General features: G+C 35.4%; 22 protein-coding genes. 1 reads left to right on the top strand and 21 read right to left on the bottom strand.

Annotated features, from left to right (window positions below):
* Positions 1-4: 4 nt before the first annotated feature.
* From rlmN to gmk, 8 genes are all read right to left on the bottom strand, one after another.
* Complete coding sequence (gene rlmN / locus HMPREF3267_RS01280) at positions 5-1,099, bottom strand: dual-specificity RNA methyltransferase RlmN (RefSeq protein ID WP_002459330.1); 1,095 nt, start codon at positions 1,097-1,099, stop codon at positions 5-7.
* 2 nt (positions 1,100-1,101) lie between these two features.
* A complete protein-coding gene (gene rsmB, locus HMPREF3267_RS01275) occupies positions 1,102-2,409 on the bottom strand; it encodes a 16S rRNA (cytosine(967)-C(5))-methyltransferase RsmB (RefSeq protein WP_062077524.1) in 1,308 nt (435 codons plus the stop codon).
* A complete protein-coding gene (fmt, locus tag HMPREF3267_RS01270; RefSeq protein WP_002493087.1) occupies positions 2,406-3,338 on the bottom strand; it encodes a methionyl-tRNA formyltransferase in 933 nt (310 codons plus the stop codon). The genes rsmB and fmt overlap by 4 nt, the downstream gene beginning before the upstream one ends.
* Complete coding sequence (locus HMPREF3267_RS01265; protein WP_037545894.1) at positions 3,331-3,819, bottom strand: peptide deformylase; 489 nt, start codon at positions 3,817-3,819, stop codon at positions 3,331-3,333. Before HMPREF3267_RS01265 ends, fmt begins: the two co-directional genes overlap by 8 nt.
* 351 nt (positions 3,820-4,170) lie before the next feature.
* On the bottom strand, positions 4,171-6,579 hold the full coding sequence (gene priA, locus HMPREF3267_RS01260) for a primosomal protein N' (RefSeq protein WP_002478314.1): 2,409 nt from the start codon (positions 6,577-6,579) through the stop codon (positions 4,171-4,173).
* Positions 6,579-7,778 carry a bifunctional phosphopantothenoylcysteine decarboxylase/phosphopantothenate--cysteine ligase CoaBC gene (coaBC, locus tag HMPREF3267_RS01255; RefSeq protein ID WP_062077522.1) on the bottom strand — a complete coding sequence of 400 codons (1,200 nt, stop codon included), beginning with the start codon at positions 7,776-7,778 and terminating at the stop codon, positions 6,579-6,581. Before coaBC ends, priA begins: the two co-directional genes overlap by 1 nt.
* A gap of 226 nt (positions 7,779-8,004) precedes the next feature.
* Positions 8,005-8,217 carry a DNA-directed RNA polymerase subunit omega gene (gene rpoZ, locus HMPREF3267_RS01250; protein WP_002459336.1) on the bottom strand — a complete coding sequence of 71 codons (213 nt, stop codon included), beginning with the start codon at positions 8,215-8,217 and terminating at the stop codon, positions 8,005-8,007.
* Positions 8,217-8,840 (bottom strand): guanylate kinase, encoded by a 624-nt coding sequence (gene gmk / locus HMPREF3267_RS01245; protein WP_002459337.1) that lies wholly within the window; start codon positions 8,838-8,840, stop codon positions 8,217-8,219. The genes rpoZ and gmk overlap by 1 nt, the downstream gene beginning before the upstream one ends.
* A gap of 159 nt (positions 8,841-8,999) precedes the next feature.
* Here gmk and HMPREF3267_RS01240 point away from each other — a divergent pair, with 159 nt between their 5' ends.
* Positions 9,000-10,697, top strand: coding sequence for an Rqc2 family fibronectin-binding protein (locus tag HMPREF3267_RS01240; RefSeq protein ID WP_062077520.1), 1,698 nt, complete (start codon positions 9,000-9,002; stop codon positions 10,695-10,697).
* A 187-nt stretch (positions 10,698-10,884) separates the two neighbouring features.
* Here the strand turns inward: HMPREF3267_RS01240 and HMPREF3267_RS01235 are convergent, their stop codons facing one another.
* The 13 genes from HMPREF3267_RS01235 to HMPREF3267_RS01175 all read right to left on the bottom strand — a co-directional run bounded on the left by HMPREF3267_RS01235 (position 10,885) and on the right by HMPREF3267_RS01175 (position 24,778).
* Entirely contained in the window at positions 10,885-11,307 is a 423-nt protein-coding gene (locus HMPREF3267_RS01235; protein WP_037545897.1) for a VOC family protein, read from the bottom strand.
* A gap of 330 nt (positions 11,308-11,637) precedes the next feature.
* Positions 11,638-11,868 carry a hypothetical protein gene (locus HMPREF3267_RS01230; protein WP_037545898.1) on the bottom strand — a complete coding sequence of 77 codons (231 nt, stop codon included), beginning with the start codon at positions 11,866-11,868 and terminating at the stop codon, positions 11,638-11,640.
* A 27-nt stretch (positions 11,869-11,895) separates the two neighbouring features.
* Positions 11,896-12,507 carry an orotate phosphoribosyltransferase gene (gene pyrE / locus HMPREF3267_RS01225; protein ID WP_002459341.1) on the bottom strand — a complete coding sequence of 204 codons (612 nt, stop codon included), beginning with the start codon at positions 12,505-12,507 and terminating at the stop codon, positions 11,896-11,898.
* On the bottom strand, positions 12,508-13,200 hold the full coding sequence (pyrF, locus tag HMPREF3267_RS01220; protein ID WP_002459342.1) for an orotidine-5'-phosphate decarboxylase: 693 nt from the start codon (positions 13,198-13,200) through the stop codon (positions 12,508-12,510).
* Between the two features lie 176 nt (positions 13,201-13,376).
* Entirely contained in the window at positions 13,377-16,550 is a 3,174-nt protein-coding gene (carB, locus tag HMPREF3267_RS01215; RefSeq protein ID WP_002459343.1) for a carbamoyl-phosphate synthase large subunit, read from the bottom strand.
* On the bottom strand, positions 16,543-17,643 hold the full coding sequence (locus tag HMPREF3267_RS01210) for a carbamoyl phosphate synthase small subunit (protein ID WP_002478321.1): 1,101 nt from the start codon (positions 17,641-17,643) through the stop codon (positions 16,543-16,545). Before HMPREF3267_RS01210 ends, carB begins: the two co-directional genes overlap by 8 nt.
* A 1-nt stretch (position 17,644) precedes the next feature.
* Entirely contained in the window at positions 17,645-18,919 is a 1,275-nt protein-coding gene (locus tag HMPREF3267_RS01205) for a dihydroorotase (RefSeq protein ID WP_002459345.1), read from the bottom strand.
* Complete coding sequence (locus tag HMPREF3267_RS01200; RefSeq protein ID WP_062077518.1) at positions 18,919-19,815, bottom strand: aspartate carbamoyltransferase catalytic subunit; 897 nt, start codon at positions 19,813-19,815, stop codon at positions 18,919-18,921. Before HMPREF3267_RS01200 ends, HMPREF3267_RS01205 begins: the two co-directional genes overlap by 1 nt.
* 23 nt (positions 19,816-19,838) lie before the next feature.
* Positions 19,839-21,149: a uracil-xanthine permease family protein gene (locus tag HMPREF3267_RS01195; RefSeq protein WP_070823894.1), complete on the bottom strand. Its 1,311-nt coding sequence runs from the start codon at positions 21,147-21,149 to the stop codon at positions 19,839-19,841.
* 288 nt (positions 21,150-21,437) lie between these two features.
* Positions 21,438-21,965, bottom strand: coding sequence for a bifunctional pyr operon transcriptional regulator/uracil phosphoribosyltransferase PyrR (gene pyrR / locus HMPREF3267_RS01190; protein ID WP_002459348.1), 528 nt, complete (start codon positions 21,963-21,965; stop codon positions 21,438-21,440).
* A gap of 304 nt (positions 21,966-22,269) precedes the next feature.
* Complete coding sequence (locus HMPREF3267_RS01185) at positions 22,270-23,187, bottom strand: RluA family pseudouridine synthase (RefSeq protein ID WP_002478324.1); 918 nt, start codon at positions 23,185-23,187, stop codon at positions 22,270-22,272.
* A 13-nt stretch (positions 23,188-23,200) separates the two neighbouring features.
* Positions 23,201-23,674 (bottom strand): signal peptidase II, encoded by a 474-nt coding sequence (gene lspA / locus HMPREF3267_RS01180; protein WP_002459350.1) that lies wholly within the window; start codon positions 23,672-23,674, stop codon positions 23,201-23,203.
* A gap of 306 nt (positions 23,675-23,980) precedes the next feature.
* Positions 23,981-24,778: a VOC family protein gene (locus HMPREF3267_RS01175; RefSeq protein ID WP_002478325.1), complete on the bottom strand. Its 798-nt coding sequence runs from the start codon at positions 24,776-24,778 to the stop codon at positions 23,981-23,983.
* Positions 24,779-24,921 lie beyond the last annotated feature (143 nt).

Raw genomic sequence — 24,921 nt, 5'->3', positions numbered from 1 at the left:
TCTCTTACCTCGTTTCTACTTGTCGTTCCTTTGCTCTTAATTGACCACATGCAGCATCAATATCTGAACCTTGTTCTCGTCTTATTGTAGCATTTACACCCAATCTTTTTAATTCTTTTTCAAACTTAAAGATATCATCTTTTGATGTTTTTACATAATTTCGCTCTGGAACATGATTGACTGGGATTAAATTAACATGACAGTTTAGATTTTTAATTAGATGTGCTAATTCTCGTGCATGTTCAAGTTGATCATTGACGCCACCAAATAAGCCGTACTCAAATGTAATACGTCGGTTTGTTTTTTGTTGATAATAACGAATGGCTTCCATTAATTTATCAACATTATAAGCGCGATTGATTGGCATTAATTTAGAGCGTACATCATCTTTCGCAGCATGCAAGCTTACAGCAAAGTTAATTTGAATTTCTTCATCTGCAAAGTCATAAATGCGCGGCACAATTCCAGAGGTAGATACCGTAATGTGACGTGCACCAATGTTTAGACTATTATCATCATTAACTATTCGTAAAAAGTCCATCATTTCATCGTAGTTTTCGAATGGTTCACCAATGCCCATAATTACAATTTGTGATACTCGTTCCTCTGTTGCATCGAGCGCTTTTTGTACCGTAAGTACTTGTGACACTATTTCTCCAGCCTCTAAATTACGTTTTAAGCCACCTAAAGTAGACGCACAGAATGTACACCCAATGCGGCAGCCCACTTGTGTTGTTACGCATACAGAGTTGCCATAATCATGACGCATTAATACGGTTTCTATTGTATAACCATCTTGCAGTTCAAATAGAAATTTAATAGTGCCATCTTTACTTTCTTGTTTAACCACTGTCGTTAATGTCGTCATAACAAAATGATCTGCCAGTAGTTTACGCAAATCTTTGGATAAGTTAGTCATTTCTTCAAAAGAATTAACCCGCTTTTGATATAACCATTCATAGATTTGTTTCGCTCTAAATTTTTGTTGCCCCTGCTCAACTAGCCATTGTTGCATTTCATCAAAACGCAACGAATAAATCGATTGCTTATCAAAATCAGGTAAAAACTTATTCTTCTTCTTTTTTTGAGTGGTTATCATGCTTAACTTTCCTTTCTTTTTATCTTCGTGATAAAGAAGCCATCTGAATTAAAATCTTGTGGCAAAATTTGAAGGGTTTTGATTTGCTCACCTGTTTGTGGGTGTATCATTGGCTCAAATTCGAAATCTTTATTTTCCTTTAAAAAACTATAAATTACATTTTCATTTTCTAATTGTTCAATAGTACAAGTTGAATAAATAATTGTCCCACCAGGTTTTAAATGATGTTTTACATTATTTAAAATGTTTAATTGCAAGTCTACTAGTGCTTGTGTGCCTTCTTTGGATTGCGTATATTTAATTTCTGGCTTATGTCTCAGCACTCCTAAACCACTACATGGTGCATCCACCAAGATTTTATCATACATCTCTGTATATGGTTGAGTTGCATCATGTTGAAATGCATGTACGTTGTTTAAGCCTAATTTTTTGATATTATATTTTATTAAATTAATTTTATGTGCATGGATATCTGTAGCATCGACGCTCCCTGTTGGAGCTAAAATTTCTGCCATGTGACATGCTTTACCACCAGGCGCACTACAAGCATCTAACACTTTATCATGTGCTTGTAAATTTGCCAATTGTGCTACAAACATAGAACTTTTATCTTGTATGGATATTAAACCTTCTTTAAATGCACGTGCCTCAATAACGGGGCGTCCTTGTATATGCAAGCAACTTAATATATCAGAATCCTTTGTAACCGTGTACCCGTCTTGTTCTAATGCATCAATAATATCATTTATTGACGCTTTAACAATATTAGCCCTAACAGTCGTCTCTGTGGGTGTGAGCAATGCTTGGCCTATACGATGCGTTTGAGCTAGGCCATAATGAGTTACCCAATGATCAACAATCCATTTAGGCAAGCTATATGCAATTGACATTCGCTTCTTTTCATCAGTTATATCATCCACATTAGGTAAATCACTACGCATTATCTGACGTAAAATAGCATTAACAATATTACCGTTGTGTGGCCCACCTCTATGTTTAGCTATTTCAACAGCTTCATTGATAATCGCATGATTAGGTACTTTATCTAAATAAACATATTGATAGATGCTCATCCATAGTAATTGTCGCACCCAGCCTTTAATTTTCGTTTGTACAAAAGGTCTCAAGTAATAGTCTAGTGTGAATTTTCGTTTAATTGTTCCGTATACAAGTTCAGTGTATAACCCTTTATCAACAGCTGACAAGTCTTGAGAGCTAAGCACATCATTGATTTCTAAGTTACTATAAGCCCCTTCATTCAATATCGCATGGATACTATCTAGTGCATGGCGTCTTACAGATTGTGTCATATTAATTTCTTCCCAACTAAAGAGGTTTGAACACCACTTAAGTAATTTGAAACGGGCATACGTTTTTTACCAGCCAACTGCATATCCGTTATTGCAATAGCATCATCTGATTGCGTACCAACAATGATTGCTTGCTTTGTTGTTGCAATGATTGTTCCTGGTTCCCCAGCTTTATTTTTAATGATATGTGCAGCAAAAATTTTCATATTTTTATCATCCATTGTAGTATATGCAACCGGCCATGGTGCAAGTCCTCTAATATGGTTATGAATCTCTTGAGCGTTGCGCTGCCAATCAACACGTTCGTCGGCTCGACTAATATTTGAAGCAAATGTTGCCTTAGAATCATCTTGAGGAATACTCTGATTCTTTCCTTCTAAAATGTCCGGCAATGTTTTTTGTAATAAATCTGCACCTAAAATGCTTAATTTATCATGCATAGTACCAACGTTATCATCTTCAGTAATACCAATAGCTTGTTGCGCAATGATATTACCAGCATCAAGCTTTTTCACCATGTACATAATGGTTATACCCGTTTCTGTTTCACCATCAATAATGGCTTGATGGATTGGTGCGCCTCCTCGATATTTAGGTAATAAGGAGGCATGAACATTGATTGCACCATATTTAGGTTTTTCGAGTAATACTTCTGGCAATAACTGACCAAAAGCTGCAGTGACAATTAAATCACTATCCAACTGTAATAATGCTTCCAACTCTTCAGAACCTTTTAGCTTTTCTGGTTGATAAACTGCAATATCATGTTCGAGCGCCACTTTTTTTACAGGTGGTGGTGTCAGTACACGTTTTCTACCTACTGGACGATCAGGCTGAGTAACAATGGCAATCACTTCATGTTCCTTGATTAACATTTCTAATATTGTCGTTGAAAAATCTGGTGTGCCCATAAATATGACTTTACTCATTATCAAAATACGCCTCCACTTCTTTGTCAGTTAAAATTTTTTGTGCTTTATTTGTAAATGCTATGCCATTCATTTGGTCAATAATATGTTGCATCATGCGTGCCACATCATCATAAGCCGTTAATTCTAGAGTATTTCCCTGTACATCATAACTTTGAACCACAATCATCTGACTACGTGCTACTTCACCATAAATGCCGGGTAAACTAATAGAGCCTTCAAGATCAATGACCTGTTCGTCAGAAGCTTTTATAATAGTAGGATTGATAAGTTGTAATAAACCTTCCATTTCCATATCAACGATAGCCACTTGCTTATCTATCCCTATTTGAGAAGCGCATAAAGCTGAAGCTTCTTGTTGATATAACGTGTCTTCAATATCTAACAATAGTTGTGTTAATGATTTATCAAACTCAGTCACTCTTTGTGCTTTCCTTTTTAATAAAGGATGCGTCGATTTGATTAATGGTTTAACTGTCATGTATAGACTCCTCTTTAAAATTCATCATATCATTATAACTTATCTAACAAGAAATTGCGACCGCTGTTCAAATAACACCATCCATTTTAACATATGTCTTTAACCTGAAATGAATTATTTCTTAAATGCGTTGATTATTGTTCCACTTAAAACAAGCGAGCAGGACAGAATTCATTATGAATTCGTAGTCCCGCCCTGGAAAAGTTGACTAGGATTGAAAAAAAGCTTGATATAAGTGTATTTTCAATCCAATCAACTACTGTCAATATTTAGTTCATAACTTAAAACATCAATGATGTCACAGACTGTCAGGTTACTTCTGTTTTATAATTTAATATTCTTAAAATGTCATTACATCATGACTTGTGGATCGATATCTATTTTCAATGAGAGTTTATCTTTTATATATTGTTCATGATAGTAGTCATCTAAATATTGTAAAGCTGTTAATAGTTCTGGTTCTCGTTTGTATTTAACTAAAATTTGAAAACGATATTCATTATTTATTCGAGATAATGCTGCTGGAGAAGGGCCTAACACATATGATTTTGAGGTGAGATGTTGCAATAAAATATGATGAATATGCTTAGAAGCCTCCATTACTTTTTTCATCTCTTTATGTGAAATAGTGAAGTTAATTAAAAAATAATATGGTGGGTATTTACCTAATTTTCGATAAGTCATTTCTCGTTGATAAAATGTTAAATAATTATTTTGTTTAACATCTTGAATTGCATAATGCTCTGGATTATAGGTTTGAATGATAACTTGACCTTCTTTTTCATGGCGACCAGCACGGCCTGCAACTTGTGTTAATATTTGATATGTTCGTTCACTCGCTCTAAAATCAGGTAAATTAAGCATAGTATCAGCATTTAAAACACCAACTAAAGTAATGTTAGGATAGTCTAAGCCTTTGGCAATCATCTGCGTACCTAATAAAATGTCGCCTTTTCCTTGTTCAAAATCGCTTAGCAGTTTTTCGTGTGCACCTTTACGTGATGTCGTATCAACATCCATTCGTATGATACGTGCATCCGGAAATTCTTGCTGCAACAGTTCTTCAACTCTCTGAGTACCTGTTCCCATTTGTCTAATGTGTTCGCTTTCACAATTAGGACATTGATTAGAAGGCGTTTCTTCATAACCACAATAATGGCATTTCAACTGGTCAGTGGTTTTATGATAGGTTAATGAAATATCACAATTAGGACACTGAGGTACATGACCACAATCTCTACACAACATAAATGAAGCGTATCCTCTGCGATTTAAAAACAACACAATTTGCTCTTTTTTCTTTAATCGTGCATTCATTGCATCTCTCAAATCATTTGAAAACATAGAACGATTGCCACGTGACAATTCTTCTCGCATATCGATAATATCAATATTAGGAAGCGCTTGCTGATTGACTCTATGTGGTAATGAAAGCAACGTGTAAACCCCTTTTTCAGCACGTGCAAATGATTCCAAACATGGTGTTGCACTGCCTAAAATAATTGGACAGTTATGGTATTGACTTCTCCATTGAGCGATCTCACGTGCATGATACCGTGGATAGTCTTCTTGTTTATAGGTAGATTCATGTTCTTCATCGATGATAATTAATCCGAGTTCTTTAAAAGGGGCAAAAATACTTGAGCGTGCACCCACACTTACTCGAGCACGTCCATCTCGAATTTTTTGCCATTCATCATACTTTTCTCCTGTCGATAAACCTGAATGTAAGACAGCTACATCATCACCAAAACGTCGTTTAAAACGTAACACCATTTGCGGCGTTAAGGCAATCTCTGGCACGAGCATCATAGCTTGTTTACCTTTATTTAAAACTGCTTCAATAGTTTGTAAGTAGATTTCGGTTTTTCCTGAACCAGTGACGCCATGTAATAAAAAGGTACGGGCTTCGTCGCCATCGAGCGTTGTTTTCACAGTGTCAAACGCATGTTGCTGTTCTATAGTGAGTTTTTGTTTAACTTCTTGTTCAAACACGCGATCTGCAAATGGATCTCTATCAATTTCTGCATCATATTTTTCAACGTATCCCTTTTTAATTAGTGCATCGAGACTCGAATTTGAAAATCCCATATCGTTGATTTCTTTTAAAAAGACAATATGTTGCTGCTCATCTAATAAATATGCATACAAATCATATTGTTTTATATATTTTTCCAACTTCGCTAATACTTCGTCTGGATGGTATCCTTGGATAATTTTTACCGCACGCTGTGTTTTTTTCTTTAATTTTTGTGATAATAATGTAACCTCTCGTATGTCACCATTATTCAACAACTGCACCAATTCAGCTAAATCATTGTTTTTTTGTGCATCCTTATATAAGTAATGACCTTCTTTATTAAATTTTACGCGTAAACTTTCAGCAACTTCTTGTTCTTTCACAAGTTCAAATGCTTTTTGATATTTCGCTTTTATGGCACTTGGCAACATTGCTTCAAGCACCGAAATTCTTTTGGTAACATGATAATTACTCATCCATGCACTTAATTGTATTAATTCCGAAGTTAATTCTGGTTGAATATCTTGTACTTCTTTGATTTCCTTAAGCTTAGTTTCATCGATATCTTGATCTGGATGTGATTGTATATCCATAACATACCCTTGCACTGTTCTTGGTCCAAATGGCACAACAACTCTAACACCTACTTGAACAAATGCAGCTAATCGTTTGGGTATGACATAGTCAAATGTGAAATCAACACTCTTTGACGGTATATCAACAATAACCTTTGCTATCATTAATGCCACCTAGTTTCTAATTCATCTAAAATTCGTTGGGCTACGTCTATTTTTTTCCCTTTACTTATATCAATTTGTAAATGATTTTTAAAATGCATTGTTAACTCGTTATCATCCGAACTAAAACCAATCGATGTATCACCAACATTATTAGAAATAATTACATCTGCATTTTTACGTGTTAATTTTTCTTGTGCATAACGCTCGATATCTTGCGTTTCAGCAGCAAATCCCACTAAATATTGATGTGCTTTATGCTCACCTAAATATTTTAAAATATCCGGGGTGCGTTTAAAGACAACGGATAACTCACCATCTTGCTTCTTCACCTTATGGGGTTGAACCTCTTTAGGCGTATAGTCTGATACTGCTGCTGCCTTGAATACAATATCCTGGGTCTGATAACGTGCTGTCACTTCTTCAAACATTTCTTCAGCACTTTGAATATGCACAACTTCAATGCCTTGTGGGTCGTCTAGTTGTGTTGGTCCAGTGACTAATGTCACTATTGCACCGCGTTGCTTTAAGGCTTGTGCAAGTGCATAACCCATCTTGCCAGATGACCGATTTGATACAAAACGCACTGGATCTATAACTTCAACTGTAGGACCAGCTGTTACTAATGCGTGTTTACCTTTAAACGTACTTTGTTCTAGATGTTCTTGCTGATCAAAATAACGATTAATTACGTTTAAAATTTCCAGTGGTTCTTCCATACGACCTTTAGCAACATAACCACAAGCTAAAAATCCATCACCAGGTTGAATAAAGTGATACCCATCGTCTTCTAAAATGCTTATATTGTGAAGCGTGCGTGGATTCTCATACATATGTACATTCATCGCTGGTGCGATAAATTTTGGCGTCTTTGTTGCCAGCAATGTTGATGTCACCATATCATCTGCAATACCAGCACTTAACTTAGCAATCGTATTTGCTGTTGCCGGTGCCACAACAATAACATCTGCCCAATCTCCTAATGCTACATGTTGAATCTCTTCAGGGTGCGCTTCAATAAACGTGTTTGTATATACATGATGTCTACTAATTGCTTGAAACGCCAGTGGTGTAACAAATTGTTGTGCATGTTCAGTTAACATGACTTTCACTTCATAGCCAGCTTGTGTTAATTTGCTTGTTAAATCAATTGCTTTATATGCCGCAATGCCCCCTGTAACCGCTAATAATATATGCTTCATTGTTTGAACTCCTCTTTAATCTACTTAGCCATCCTTATTTATCTTCATTATACACAAATGTATGTAAGATGAAAAAAAGATAACACAGCAATAATTGTCAGCTTAACTAGTGCTAAAAAGATAAAACACACCTTTTAACCAATGCCTAAGTTGTAGTCTCATTGACTGCATTGTATTTAAAGGTGTGCTATTTGTATGACATCAATATGATTATGAATTAAAAGGATTATCCGCGATATTCTGCAGGAATTTCTGGTACGATTTTACCACTTGCAATTTCTTCAAGCGCTTTGCCAACAGGTTTAGCTGAATGATAATTTGCAAGCAATGCCGTATTCGCTTTTTCATCTAATTCTCGTGCACGTTTAGCTGCCGTAGTGGCAATCAGATATTTAGAATTAATTTTAGCTGTTAATTGATTTAACGGTGGGTTTAACATTATTTTTTGGCCTCCAATATCATTTTTCTATATTTTGCTTCAATACGCTCTCTCTTCAAATGCTCTGCTTCAACAATCGACTGGATTCGCTGTTTAGCCAAATTAACTTTATCATTGACTACAACGTAATCATACAAATTCATCATTTCTACTTCTTTACGTGCCTCACTTACACGTTTTTGAATCTTTTCATCGGATTCTGTACCACGACCTACTAATCTTTCTCTTAGATGTTCTAAACTTGGTGGCGCTAAAAATATAAAAAGTGCGTCCGGGAATTTCTTCCTTACTTGCTTAGCACCTTCAACTTCAATCTCTAAGAAAACATCATGTCCAGCTTCCATCGTATCTTTGACATATTGAACAGGTGTGCCATAGTAATTACCAACGTATTCAGCATATTCGATAAACTGATCTTGTTGTATTAATGTTTCAAATTCTTCTTTCGTCTTAAAAAAATAATCTACGCCATCGATTTCTCCATCACGTTTATCACGTGTTGTCATAGATATAGAGTACTTATATGATGTGGTTGGATCATCAAATATTTGCTTACGTACAGTTCCTTTTCCTACGCCCGATGGTCCGGAAAGAACTATGAGTAATCCTTTTTCATTATCCATGCCCTACGACCTTTCTATGCTATTCTTCTATTATTTTAATATGATATCACATTGTCATTAAAATTGTATAGCATATCTTAATTAAACTTCTTTCATGACGATAGTCGTCTATCATGTTAAAATATGATGAATGAATTAAGATGAAGGTGGCAAAAAATCATGGCATTTGATGGATTATTTACAAAGAAAATGGTAGAAGCATTACAATTTTTAGTGTCCGGACGTATTCATAAAGTGAATCAACCTGAAAATGATACCGTCATATTAGTAATTCGACAACAGCGACAAAATCATCAATTACTCATGTCGATTCATTCTAGCTTTTCAAGATTACAATTAACATATAAAAAGTATGACAATCCATTTAATCCACCAATGTTTGCAAGGGTATTCCGTAAACATTTAGAAGGTGGTATTATCAAAGCAATTCGCCAAATTGGCAACGATCGTCGTGTTGAAATTGACGTTGAAAGTAAAGATGAAATTGGCGATACCATCTACCGCACTATTATCTTAGAAATCATGGGTAAACACAGTAATCTTATCTTGACAGACCATGATGGAAAAATACTAGAAGGCTTAAAACATTTAACACCAAATACAAACCAATATCGTACTGTTATGCCAGGCTTTAAATATGAAGCACCACCAACTCAGCATAAGCTTAATCCTTTTGAGATTACTGGACAACAAACGTTAAAATATATTGATTTTAATGCAGGAAAAATTGCCAAACAATTACTTAATACCTTTGAAGGTTTTAGTCCATTAATTAGTAATGAAATCGTACAGCGACGTCAATTTATGACTAACGAAACGTTACCATTAGCCTATGATGAAGTCATGCAACAAACATATAATCAACCACAGCCTATTTTCCATAAAAATCATGAAACTGGTAAAGAAGATTTTTACTTTATGCCGTTGTTACAATTTTCAGATGATGTATCTGAATATGCATCTTTGCATGAATTATTAGATCGTTACTTTGATGCCAGAGGTGAACGTGATAGAGTAAAGCAACGTGCAAATGATTTAGTGCGTTTTGTGCAACAGCAATTAAACAAAAATGAACATAAGTTATCTAAATTAATTTCAGAATATGAGGGAGCTAAAGATAAAGAAACACAACGATTATTCGGAGAGCTTATTACAGCAAATATTTATCGAATTAAACAAGGTGATAAAACGGTAACTGCACTCAATTATTACACAGGAAACGACGTCACAATACCATTAAATCCAACTAAATCCCCTTCTGTAAATGCACAATATTATTATAAGCAATATCAGCGTATGAAGACACGCGAACATGAGTTAAAACATCAAATTCAACTAACGAAAGAAAATATTGCTTATTTTGAAACAATAGAGCAACAGCTACAACATATTACTGTTGATGAAATTGATGAAATTCGTGATGAACTAGCTGAACAAGGCTTTATGAAACAACGCAGACAACGCTATAAGAAAAAGCAGACAGCCATACGTTTACAAACATATTTATCCACGGATGGAGATACTATTCTTGTCGGCAAAAATAATAAACAAAATGATTACTTAACTAATAAAAAAGCGCATAAATCACATTTATGGTTTCATACAAAAGATATTCCAGGTTCTCATGTTGTGATTTTAAATGCGCATCCAAGTGAAACGACGATTAAAGAAGCGGCAATGTTAGCGGGTTACTTTTCAAAGGCGGGACTATCTGGCCAAATCCCTGTAGACTATACAGAAATAAAAAACGTGCATAAACCTTCAGGCGCTAAACCTGGATTTGTAACTTACGACAATCAAAAAACATTATATGCTACGCCTGATTACGATAAAATTCAAAGCATGAAACAATCTTAACATCAGTAGTTGCGAGTCTGGAACATAAATATATTTTTGGCTCTGAGTTCTATATTGGCAGTAGTTGACTGGATTGAAAATACGCTTATACCAAGCTTTTTTCAATCCTAGTCAATCTTGCCGGGTCGGGACTACAAATTCATTATGAATTCTGTCCCGCTCCCATAAACTTACAACACGTGCAAAACTAGCTTAAGTTTCTTTTTGTTGGAGGCTCCTGTGCGAGCTGAAAGCTAACGCCATACTTGTCTTGAACCCAAGCAAATTGTTTATATGGCGGCATTTCTGTTTTAGGCATGAGGATTGCGCCTTCTTTTTTTAGTCCATTGTATAGCCGTTCCATTTCGGCGTTGTCTTTTACTGTAACATATAGTGATATCGCTGGGTTCATTGGAAGTTCTTGGCCACTGTTTGCATCAATAGCCATAAAAACTTGACCATTTAATGTAAAGATGGAATGTTGAACTGTTCCAGGTTCTCCTGGACCATCTTCATCATATTTAACCATCGTTATAATCTCGCTATCATCAAATAATGACGTATATAAATTTATTGCTTCTTCTGCTTGATTATTATACATAAGAAATGTCGTAATTTTAGGGATTTCCATTTATCTTGTCCACCTTTAAGTTTATTTTTCTTTGCTCTTATTTTAATATATATACAAGTCATAAATAAATTAAACTTATGCTTTATTAAATTACGTAACTCTAGATGTTGACTAGATGTTGATTTTTATATAAAAAGGTAAAAATCAATTCTAAATGAAGGGAGTCTTATTAATGTCAATTGGAATTATTTCGCTATTAGCCTTTTTTATCGTTTTGTTTCTAGGATGGTTATGTGTCAAATTCTTTATTCGATAACTTAATCACTTTTATTAAAAATGCATGTCACATAAACGCGCACTTACCTGCTTATGTGACATGCATTTGTTTAATTATATATGACCCTTTTCTCTTAAATTAGCTTTGGCTTCTTTAAATATATCACTTGGACGTACAAAAACATCAATTTCTTGGTGTATGTCTTGACTTTGTGACGAGCGTCGTTCATATTCTTCAACATTTTGTGCAATCGGAGAGTTAAAGTCTTCTGGTCTTTGTAAAAATTCATTTACATGCTTAAGCTGATGATAAAAATCATTGCCTTGGTTACTATCATTAGACATTATTGTCCCCTCCTTTTATACACTATATTATGCTAAATTATCGCGCCAATCAACTAATGTTTTGATATCTTCTTCCTTAATTGCACCCATTTCACGTGCAACCTGAATTAACTCGTTGTAGTGGCTCAACGTGTAAAACGGCAATTTTTGTTCCTCAAACATTTCATCTGCTTTAGCTAAGCCATAAGTAAATATAGCAACAACACCTAATACTTCTGCACCAGCCTCTTCCAATGCTTGTACGGCATTGATAGAAGAACCACCTGTAGAGATTAAATCTTCAACAACAACAACCTTTTTCCCTTTGCTTGCAGCACCTTCAATTTGATTTTGTTTACCATGACTTTTACTTTTAGAGCGCACATAATTCATTGGTAGATTCATTGTTTCTGAAATATATGCAGCATGTGGAATACCTGCTGTAGCTGTACCAGAAATAACCTCAACCTCTTCAAAATGCGCTTGAATTAAATTAACTAATCCATCTCTAATTTGACGACGTACTTTTGGAAAACCTAACGTTACTCGATTATCACAATATATCGGAGATTTAATACCTGAACTCCAAGTAAATAACGCATCAGGTGATAATGAAACTGCTTCAATTTGTAATAAAGCTTTTGCAATCTCTTTTGCCATTTAACTTAACCAACTTTCTTTTATAGAATGATAACTTTCAACTGGGTGTTCACTTTGTGTAATTGGTCTACCCACAACAATATGAGTTGAGCCTAACTGCTTAGCGTCTTCTGGTGTTGTAATACGCTGTTGGTCGTCCGCTGTTACGCCTTTTGGTCGAATCCCTGGTGTCACTTTTAAGAAGTCAGCACCTAAATGTTCTGTAAGTAATCTGGCTTCTAGCGGTGAGCATACCACACCATCTAAGCCAGCTTGTTGTGTAAGCTGTGCATAGTTTAATACGGCCTCTTCAATTGATGTTTGAATATTTTGCTCTTGATGTAGCATCGCTTCAGTTGTAGAAGTTAGCTGTGTAACAGCAATTAGTTTAGTGTTTTGATTAAACACGCGTAACCCTTTCATTGCTTCTTGCATCATAAGTGTTCCACCTGCTGCATGCACGTTAACTAAGTCTACATCAAGCTTGGCTAAACCTTGCATCGCTTTATTAACGGTATGCGGTATATCATGCAATTTTAAGTCTAAAAAAATATCATGGCCTCGTGCTTTAATATCGCGAATAAACTGTGGTCCACTTTGATAAAATAATTCCATACCTACTTTTACAAATAATGGCTCGTTAAATTGATTTAAAAAGTCATTGACTTTGTCTGTAGACTCAAAGTCTAATGCAATAATTGGTAGATTTTTCATGTTAAATTTCCACCTCCAATTCTATCTTGAAATATGAGTCTGTTTTAGGATACAAACTAAATATTGGCAGTAGTTGACTGGATTGAAAACACACTTTTACCAAGTTTTTCTCAATCCTAGTTAACCTTGCCAGGGCGGGACTACGAACTCATAATACATTCTGTCCCGCTCCCTAATTACATATTTCTCATTGTAAAGGTCATGCTCTCTATCACATTTGTTAATGCATTTGCTGTATCTAATGATGTTAAGCAAGGCACACCATTTTCAACTGTTGTGCGACGGATTTGGAAGCCGTCTCGTTCTACTTCTTTACCTTTAGTCATGGTGTTAATAACAATTTGAACATCACCATTTTGAATGCGCGTCAACAAATCATTTTCTCCACCAATTTTACCAACTACTTCAGCTGGAATATGATGCTGAGCAAGTTTATCCGCTGTGCCTTTCGTCGCTAAAATTTTATATCCCACTTCATTTAAGCGCTGTGCGAGTTTAACTATTTCTTCTTTGTCTTTATCACTCACTGTCATGAGCACCGTTCCGTGATCTTTAACTTCAACACCACTGCCTGTCAAGCCTTTGAACAATGCTTTTTCAAGTGTTAAGTCTTTACCCATCACTTCACCTGTTGATTTCATTTCAGGTCCGAGTGTTACATCGACATTTTTTAGTTTATTAAAACTAAACACCGGTGCTTTAACAAAAACACCTTCACTATATGGTTGCACACCTGGTTGATAACCTAAATCTGCTAATTTCTCACCTATAATTGCACGCATTGCTAATTGTGCCATTTGTATATCCGTAATTTTACTTAAAAATGGCACCGTACGACTAGAACGCGGATTTACTTCTAATACGTAAACACCATCATGAGCTATCACAAACTGAATATTAATCAACCCTACAATATTTAACCCTTTGGCTAACTTGATTGTATAATCTTCTAACGTATCAAGTTCTTCTTGTGATAATGTTTGCGGTGGATAAACAGCGATTGAATCACCACTGTGCACGCCAGCACGCTCAATATGTTCCATAATACCTGGAATGATAACTGTATCGCCATCACTAATAGCATCGACTTCTATTTCTTTACCCGTCAAATATCTATCAACTAATACAGGATGTTCTGGACTAGCTTTTACCGCTTGTTCCATATAATTTTCTAATTCTTGATCATTGTCGACAATTTCCATAGCACGTCCACCTAGTACGTACGACGGTCTTACAACTACTGGATAACCAATTTCACGTGCATTATTTAAAGCTTCTTGTGGTGACGTAGCCGTTTTTCCTTTTGGTTGTGGCACATGAATATCTCTTAACAATGCTTCAAATTCTTTTCGATCTTCAGCTCTATTCAAGTCTTCTAGTGAAGTACCTAATATTTGAACACCATGCTTTGTTAATTTATCCGCTAGGTTAATTGCTGTTTGCCCACCAAATTGCACAACCACACCTTTAGGTTGTTCTAAATTAATGATATTCATTACATCTTCTTCTGTTAACGGTTCAAAATATAATTTATCTGAAATTGAAAAGTCTGTTGATACGGTTTCTGGATTATTATTAACAATAATTGCTTCATAACCTGCTTGCTGAATCGCCCATACAGCATGAACGGTTGCATAGTCGAATTCTACACCTTGGCCGATACGAATAGGCCCAGAACCAAGTACTAAGATCTTTTCTTTATCTGTTACAACTGATTCATTCTCAGTTTCATATGTTCCATAATAATATGGCGTTGATGATTCGAATTCTGCAGCACATGTATCTACCATTTTGTAAACTGGTTTAATTTGATGTGCCATGCGCAGTTGATAAACCGCTTCTGTTTCCATATCCCAACGATGGGCAATAACTCGGTCACTAAAGCCATAATCTTTAGCATATTTAAGATAATCTAAATCTCCAGGATGTGCTTTTAATTCATGCTCAATATTGATAATGTTTTGGAATTTATGTAAGAAGAAATAATCAATTTTAGTCATTTCATGTATTTCTTCTAATGTTGTACCCCGACGAATTGCTTCACCAATAAAGAATAAACGTTCGTCATCTTGATGACTAATTCGCTCTTTAATATAGTCTAAATCAAAACTTTCACCATTAGGTAGTCCAAGGTGATGCACCCCATACTCTAACGAGCGAATCGCTTTCAATAACGATTCTTCATACGTGCGCCCTATCGCCATCACTTCACCTGTAGCTTTCATTTGTGTACCTAATTCACGTTCACCTTTTTCAAATTTATCGAATGGAAAACGCGGAATTTTCGATATAACATAGTCTAATGTAGGTTCAAATGCTGCATAAGATGTGCCTGTAATAGGATTAAGCATTTCATCTAATGTTAATCCTACTGCAATTTTAGCGGCTAATTTCGCAATAGGATATCCCGTTGCTTTAGAAGCTAATGCTGATGAACGAGACACACGTGGATTAACTTCTATAATGTAGTAATTAAATGAATGCGGATCTAAAGCGAGTTGAACATTACAACCCCCTTCTATTCCTAAGGCTCTAATCACCTTCAGTGAGACATCACGCAACATTTGATATTCAACGTCTGATAATGTTTGACTTGGTGCTACAACAATAGAATCCCCAGTATGAATACCTACTGGATCAATGTTTTCCATATTACAAACCACGATAGCATTATCATTTTTATCGCGCATCACTTCGTATTCGATTTCTTTAAATCCTGCGATAGACTTTTCAATCAAACATTGCGTTGCTGGACTATAATGTAAACCATTGCTAACGACTTCTTTTAGTTCTTCATCATTGTGACAAATGCCGCCTCCGGTACCACCCATCGTAAATGCTGGTCGCACAATTAACGGATAACCAACCTGTTCTTTAAAACTAAACGCTTGTTCAACCGTATTAACGATATCACTTTCTGGTACTGGCACATCCAAATCATTCATCAAAGTGCGGAATAGTTCTCGATCTTCTGCTTGTTGAATTGACTTTAATTCTGTGCCTAACAATTTAACATTATTCGCCTCTAACACACCACTCTCATGAAGTTGAATTGCCATGTTTAATCCCGTTTGACCACCTAATGTTGGCAATAAAGCATCAGGTTGTTCTTTGCGAATAATACGCGCAATAAAATCATGTGTTAACGGTTCGATATATACTTTATCTGCAATTTCTTTATCAGTCATAATCGTAGCAGGGTTAGAATTAACTAGAATGACTCGGTAGCCTTCTTCTTTAAGTGCTAAACACGCTTGTGTACCTGCGTAGTCAAATTCTGCTGCTTGTCCAATGATAATTGGTCCTGAACCTATTACTAAAATCGTTTTGATATCGTCACGTTTAGGCATGAGTATTACGCTCCTTTTCTTTAAACTCATTAATCATTGCTATAAAATCATCAAACAAATAATTAGAATCACTTGGACCTGGTCTTGCTTCAGGGTGATACTGCACTGAAAAAGCTGGTAATGTTTTGTGACGTAAACCTTCAACCGTATCGTCATTTAGTGCAATATGTGTAATTTCTAAATCAGTTTGTGCTAATGAATCTTTGTCAATCGCATAGCCATGGTTTTGACTTGTAATATCTACTTTTCCAGTTCTCAAATCTTTAACTGGATGATTAGCACCTCGATGACCAAATTTCATTTTAAATGACGATGCCCCTTGTGATAATGCAAATAGTTGATGTCCTAAACAAATACCAAAAAATGGTATTTTCCCTAAAATTCCTTTTATCATGTTGATGGCAACTTCAACAACATCTGGATCACCTGGTCCATTTGATAGCATGACGCCATCCGGTGACATCGCTAAAATTTCTTCAGCAGTTGTATCGTAAGGAACCACAGTCACATTACATCCTCTTAAATTGAGTTCACGTACAATATTTTGTTTTTTCCCAAAGTCTAATAATACTACGCTAAGATTCGAACCAGTAGATACATATGGTGTCTTTGTTGATACTGTCATTACTTCGTCTCTCGGTAATTCCGTTGACTTTAATTTGTTAATAAGTTCATCAATATTTTCTCTGCAATCTGTAAACGCTGCGCGTAATACACCATGCTGACGAATTTTGCGTGTAATACTACGTGTATCTACGCCAGAAATTCCAGGTATCTTGTATTGAACAAGTACTTCGTGCAATGTTTTTTGCTGTCTAAAGTTACTTGGATGTGTACTAGCTTCTTTGACGACAACACCATTTAAAGTTGGTGTTAACGCTTCAAAGTCATCTCTATTAATTCCATAATTACCAATAAGTGGATAAGTAAAGGTAATAATTTGTCCAGTATATGACGGATCAGAAATCGTCTCTTGATAACCAGTCATAGCAGTGTTAAAGACGATTTCGCCTATTGATAGTTCATCAGAACCTAACTTATAACCTTCATAGAATGTTCCATCTTCTAATACAAGATAACGTCGTTCCAGCATATTACACTTCCTCCTTATATTTAACATCGCCTGCTACCATTGTTAACACAGGGTTCCCGTATACTTTATACCCTATAAATGGTGTGTTATCAGCTTTAGACAAGAAATCTTCTCCTCTGATTTCTCGCTCTTCATCAAGGTTGATGATTGTTAAGTCAGCAAAACTTCCTTCTTCTAATCGTCCGTATGGCAAATCAAAAGTTTGAGCTGGTTTAATAGTTAAATAATCAACTAATTGTTGTAATGACCAATCCCCATTTTTAACAAAATGTGTGTAAAGTAATGGAAAAGCTGTTTCACTACCAACGATACCAAATGGCGCTTTCGTCATTGGTTGTGCTTTTTCTTCTTTTGCATGAGGCGCATGATCTGTTGCAATACAATCAATTGTACCGTCTAACAAGCCTTCTAATAATGCCTCTCTATCTTCTTTACTTCTTAAAGGAGGATTCATTTTAAAAATCGCATTATCTCCAGGTACATCATCTTCTGTTAATAGCAAATGATGTGGCGTTACTTCTGCAGTTACATGAATGCCCGCTGCTTTAGCATCACGAATGGCTCTAACGCTCTCTTTTGTTGAGACATGACAAACGTGATAATGGCAATGAGCTGCTTCAGCTAATAGCACATCTCTCGCAATTTGAACGGCTTCACAAATATTGGGTATACCTGGTATGCCTAGTTCTTCACTCCGCTTACCTTGATGCATTGCACCACCGTATATTAAGCTATTATCTTCACAATGTGCAACAACCGCTTTATTAACTTTGGCAGCGGCCTGCATTGCTTCGTACATCATTGCAGATTCTTGAACACCTACCCCGTCATCAGTAAAAGCAAATGCACCATCTTGAGCTAACGCTTCAAAATCAACATGTTCTTTACCTGCTTGTCTCACTGTAATAGCAGCATAAGGTAAGACTCTAACTTGTGCAGTTTCTTTAATTAATTGTTTTAAATTATCAAAATGCGTCACTGAATCAGGCACTGGACGCGTATTGGGCATAGGACATACTGTTGTAAATCCACCGCGTGCGGCTGCCTTAGTTCCTGTTTCAATTGTCTCTTTATGTTCTCCACCCGGTTCTCTCAAATGAACATGAACGTCTACAAATCCTGGTGCTACAAATTGTCCATGAGCATCTATCACTTCAACGTTATCATCTATGTTAATCGTGTCATTGATTTCTTTAATGTATTGTCCATCGATTAAAATTGACTTTTGTTTAAGTTCGCCATTATCTAAGATTTGTGCATTTTTAATTAATTTCATTAGTGATTCTCCTTTTCCTTTAAAAGTTCATTAATGACTGCCATGCGTAAGTACATACCATTTTCCATTTGCTTAAAAATACGAGATTTAGGTGCTTCAACCAAAGATGTATCGATTTCAACACCACGATTTACTGGTGCCGGATGCATAATAATCGCACTATCTTTTAATCGTTCATATCTTGACTTTGTCAAACCAAATTGTTCATGATAATGCTGCGCTTCAAAAGATGTTTGTGACGCTGCTTCATGACGTTCATGTTGCACACGGAGCAACATCACGATATCTATTTCTTCAATCACATCATCGATATCAACATATGGTGCTGATAATGTATCATCAATCCATTGTGGTGGACTTGAGAAACAGACATGTGCACCTAGTTTAGTCAAACTATCATAATTGCTACGTGCAACTCTCGAGTTCTTAATATCACCACAGATGAGTATGTTTAAACCAGCAAAATCTTTAAATTCTTCATAAATGGTCATAATGTCTAATAAACTTTGAGTTGGATGTTGACCACTACCATCTCCTGCATTAGCTATTGGGATATTAATATCTGCAAGTTCTTTGTAATAAGCATTCTGCGGATGTCTGATAACTAATAAATCTACCCCTATATGCTCTAATGTCTTACATGTATCATATAAAGATTCACCTTTTTGAACTGATGAAGTTGCTGTTTCAAAGTTAACTAGTGATAAACCTAACTTTTGTTCTGCTACTTCAAAACTACATTTCGTGCGTGTTGAATTCTCGAAGAATAAATTAGCAACAAACTGTTGTTGATGCGCCTTATCAGGATAATGTCCAGCTTTATATTGACTCGCAGTTTCAATTAAATGATAAATTTCTTCAATACTTAATTCTTCCATAGACAGTAGATGCTTCATCATTCATCCTCCTTATACATTCATTATTTTATTTGCTGTGCTTTTTCTTTTGGTAAAATCAAATTAAGTATAATTCCAGATAAAGCGGCTAAAGCCATACCTTCTAATTGAAGATTGATGCCAATGTCCTTTAAATTAATCACTAAGTTTCCTATACCCACAACTAAGACAACAGAAGCAATCACAAGATTACGATTATCCGCGAAATTAACATTGCTCTCAACTAACATGCGTAAACCACTTGCAGCAATAATTCCGAATAATAGAATGGACACACCGCCCATAACTGGTGTCGGTATAGATGAAACTAAGGCCGTGAATTTACCTATAAATGCTAAAACAATTGCGATGACAGCTGCACCACCTATAACATAAATGCTATATATTTTCGTAATAGCTAGTACACCAATATTTTCACCATAGGTTGTACTTGGTGGTCCACCAATAATACTTGCAAACATAGTCGAAATACCATCACCAATAATTGATCGATGCAAACCTGGATCTTCGAAAAAGTTCTTCCCTACAATCTTATTTATTACTAATTGATGGCCAATATGTTCACTTACAGTTACAAAGACAACTGGTATTAAAACCAAGATAAGCCCTAAATGAATAGACGGCTCATAATCTCTAAACGGTAAATAGATATGAGGCACATCTAACCATTTAGCTTTAGCTATAGGTGCAAAATGTACAAGCCCCATAAATATTGCAACGATATATCCAACAATAATACCGCACAATACCGGAATTAATGATAAGAAACCTTTAAAGAAACCTTGAACAACAATCGTAACTAGCAAAGTGATAAGTGCTACGACTAAATAGCTCAAGCTATAACCTTTCATATGTGCTGAATCTTGATAAACAGCCATATTCACTGCAGTCGGCGCTAAACTTAAACCGATAACCATAATTACTGGTCCTACAACTACAGGCGGTAAAAGATGCATTAACCACCCTGTTCCACTTATTTTAATTAAAATACCAATGATAATGTACATCACACCACTCATAAATAATGCGACAAGCATATCACCTAAACTATGTGTACTTAATCCAGTAATAATTGGCGTAATAAACGCAAAACTAGATCCAAGACATGCTGGAATCTTAGCCTGTGTAATCAATATGTATAATAATGTCCCAATACCAGAAGCTAACAAGGCTGCTGATATAGGAAGTCCAGTCAAATAAGGAACCAATACTGTTGAGCCAAACATTGCAAATAAATGTTGCAAACTTAACAGTCCCCACTGAGCCGGTCTAGGCTTATCCTTTACATCTAACACGGGTTTAACCGTGCGTTCAAACATTTGTTCATTCTCCATATTTGTTCTTCCTTTCTTATAAAAAAAGCTCTTTACATTAATTAATGTAAAGAGACTAAAAATCAAATTTATAGCACATTCTTACTCAAGTCGTGCTCAAATGATTAAAATGAAGTATGGTATTATACACAATCGGTAACGGTTAAATCTATTTTGCAACTAAATACAGAAATACTTATCAAGGTTAACTTCTGATAATGTTGCGCTGCTTTCATTAATACAATCGGATTTTTGTGTATATTCATTTACTTCACCTTTTCCAGTCTCTCGTACTGCTTTAAAAGGCGGCTATGATATAACGACTGCCGTACGCGAATCTTTTTCTGCTAAAAATACTGAAACTGATTCGTTTTTGGAAGTCGGTATGTTTTTTCCAACAAAATCTGCGCGAATTGGCAATTCTCTATGTCCTCTATCGACAAGTGCAGCTAAGCCAATTTTGATTGGCCTTGAATGTTTAAGTATCGCATCAAGTGAAGCTCTAACAGTCCTACCCGTATATAGAACATCATCAATGATAATAACTACTTTACCAGTAATATCGACATCGATATCATAAGCAAGTTGCGAAGACGTTTGCTCAGTCAGTTCAATATCATCTCTAAATGATGTAACATCAATTGTTCCAGTAGGCACGAGTTGTTGCTCAATTTTTAATATACGTTCTTGAATGCGTTGTGCTAAAAATTCTCCACGCGTTTTGATGCCTAAAAGCACTAAATTGTCAGTGCCTTTATTATATTCTAAGATTTCATGTGCTATTCTTGTCACTGTACGTTGAACAGCTGCTTCATCCATAATAATACGTTCTGACACATTAACACCTCTTTTAAGAATTACAACACAAAAACCTCATGTCTTACAAGACATGAGGTTATCTATACAAAAGGTGTACAATATTTCTCAAGCAACTATAGTGAAATAGGCTATTTAAAATCGACAAATACACCATACATATATTAAACGTTATCATGCCTTTGAAGTCTCTCTGGACGTTCAATTAAAGACGTTGTTGGTTTTAAACTGTCCTTAGTTTACCGTTATTTTAGTAGCTTGTCAATCATGTTTTAATGCTACAGTTATCTCATTTTAAACCTCAAAGAAATGGTCACATCATACGCTACGCATCTCTCTTGCGAATGTCTTCAAGCAACTGTTCAAATGCATCAGGAAGTGCTGCTTGACGTTCAATATACTCCCCAGTTACCGGATGTTCAAAGCCAATTAAACCAGCATGCAAGGCTTGACCACCGATATCTAAAGTTTTTTTCGGGCCATATTTAGGATCTCCCACCAAAGGATAACCTATATACTTCATGTGTACTCGAATTTGATGTGTTCGGCCAGTTTCTAATTGACATTCTATCAACGTATAGTCCTTAAAGTGTTCTAATACATTGAAATGTGTCACAGCATCCTTTCCGTCATCTACAACATCCATAGACTGACGATCTTTTTTATTACGCCCAATCGGAGCATCAACTGTACCATAGTCATGAGGAATATTACCATGAACTAACGCAGTATATTTACGTTTAACCGATTTAGCTACAAGCTGATCAACTAGACTACGATGCGCAATATCATTTTTAGCAACCATTAACAATCCCGATGTGTCCTTATCAATTCGATGTACAATGCCGGGTCTGATTTCACCATTGATGCCCGATAAATCTTTGATTTGATACATCAAACCATTGACTAACGTACCGCTATAGTGACCTGGAGAAGGATGAACCACCATGCCTTTAGGTTTATATACAATAGCAACATCTTTATCTTCGTAGTAAATATCTAAATTTAAATTTTCTGGTTGAATATCTGCATCAACCACTTCCTTTTCGGTAATGACAATAGAATCATGTAACTTAACCTTATAATTTGCTTTAATTGCTTTCCCATTCACGATTACTAATTCATGTTTTATCCAATCCTGAATTTGACTTCTGGACCAGTCATGATTATAGTCAGACAGCAACTTATCTATGCGTTGTCCTGTGTGTCTAGTATCTGTAATTTCTATACTATGCGTTGTCATTAAATTAACCTCCCTATTCTTTTTTAGTGTCTTTAAGTAAAGCGATTATGATGAGTAACACACCTATAGTTAAGCTAGAATCCGCAACATTAAATATTGGAAAGTCATATCCAAAAATATTGGTGTCAATAAAATCTACAACTTCTCCATTAACGATACGATCTATAAAATTCCCTAATGCACCCGCAAAGAGTAGACTAATTGCTATTTGCATAAATAAATGATATTGTGCTTCTTTAATAAAAAAGAGGACAAGGATGGCTAAAATGATAATTGTTATAATATAGAAAAATACCATCTTCCCACTCAATATACCCCAAGCTGCACCATTATTGCGGTGTGATGTAATATTTAAAAATCCAGGAATTACCTCATATGAATCTCCAATAGACATTGATTTTACAATAAGCCATTTCGTTAATTGATCAAATATAACTAACGCTAATACAACCAATGTTGAAATGCCAACATAGAATTTCTTTTGCATCTATGTTCCTCCATTCGATACTTGTTTCTTTACAACACACTTCATTATAGCTTACTCAACCATATAAAAAAAGAGAGAGTGACATTCAGTCAGAGACCTGCCACACTCATCATACTTTATAAAATAAAGTGCAATGAATTCATGTTGTATATTCTTCTAAATGATTTAGCCTTTAATGCAAACAAAACCAAACATTTACTTTCATTAGCGAAACCTTTCATCATATCTTTATTTTCTATGACGACAACTATTGCTAGTAATATCATTAAAATGCTGGCGACGATTAGGATGATTTCTTTGTTCGTATCATGATTCTACTTTTATAAAATTAAAGCGAAATTGTAAACCATCTGGTCCTTTTAACCAAAGATGTGTTGTTTCTGGATAATAAAAATCAATCAATGCTAAACCATAAGTGTGTTCATTATCAACGCGCTTAACTCTAGATATCCAATGATTGAGTGCGATGTGATGGTGATAATACTGTGAAGCTAAAAAAAGAGACATCTTATCCAATTGGGCGCTTTTCTTTAAACCAAAGTAGGCTTTATAATATTGTTCAACTTCAGATAAGCGCGTTGTTTTTAGATGAATATTGCCGATTTTTGTATCTTTAGGTATACCCTGCCAGCCAACTTCTGTCGTGTAACTCAGTAATTTAGGAATATTCATAGCTTTAATATGCATTGAATGCAGATGCGTGCGATATAGCCAATCTTCAAGAGGATAATCAACATAAAATTTTAACATGTTGCCTTCTGGATCTTCGACAAAGAGTGATGTTGATGTACTTTGCTCCCCGCCATTCATCGGAATATCAAAATCACTAAATTGAACCATAAGATTTGCTAAATCGCTATTATGCGGCAATAATATCCCTATGTAAAATAACCCTGCCTCAGTTAGTTGAGGTTCACGTCCAGATGATATCTCTTGTAAGGTAAGGATATGATGAGATAAGCCTACATCATACTGCACACAATTAATAGAAGCAGTTACTACTTGAAATCCAATAACATCCTCATAAAAAGGCCGTAAAGCTGCTAAATTTTTTACATTTAATGTTATGCCATTAACAAAACGAGCTTCTGCTGAGTGAAACATAGGTCACGCTCCATTTTTATTGAATCTAAAATATATACAGTATATTTTACCTTTACAGTTTAAGTGTACATATTTAAAATTATTTTGGCTGTTTCCTACATTATATTATGAAACCTACAATGGGATATCAAGCATAAACTTAA

Source organism: Staphylococcus sp. HMSC62D11, from assembly GCF_001839145.1.
Taxonomy (GTDB): domain Bacteria; phylum Bacillota; class Bacilli; order Staphylococcales; family Staphylococcaceae; genus Staphylococcus; species Staphylococcus lugdunensis.
Note: the sequence above shows the minus strand (reverse complement) of the source record. Positions and strands in the feature narration are given on the sequence as shown.